The organism is Candidatus Protochlamydia sp. R18 (assembly GCF_000648255.1).
Lineage (GTDB): Bacteria > Chlamydiota > Chlamydiia > Chlamydiales > Parachlamydiaceae > Protochlamydia > Protochlamydia amoebophila.
On sequence record NZ_BASL01000682.1, the window covers coordinates 1 to 311 of the forward strand.

Consider the following 311-nt stretch of genomic DNA (forward strand, 5'->3'; position numbering starts at 1 on the left):
GGTGTCAAATGGGCTAATCCATCATCCGTGAGATTGCTGCACGCGCTTAGATTGAGATGCTGTAAAGCCGTTAAGGGTGTCAAATGAGCTAAGCCTGCATCAGTGAGTTTTCGACAGTAGCTTAGATCGAGATGCTGTAAAGCCGTTAAGGGTGTCAAATGAGCTAATCCATCGTCCGTGAGATTGCTGCACGAGTTTAGATCGAGATGCTGTAAAGCCGTTAAAGGTGTCAAATGCGCTAAGCCTGCATCAGTGAGTTTTCGACAGTAGCTTAGATTGAGATGCTGTAAAGCCGTTAAAGGTGTCAAATG

1 pseudogene is annotated in these 311 nt (G+C 45.7%); it reads right to left on the minus strand.

The annotated features are described in order from the left end of the window. Nucleotides 1-311: pseudogene (locus TY19_RS05205) on the minus strand (hypothetical protein); the annotation flags it as partial.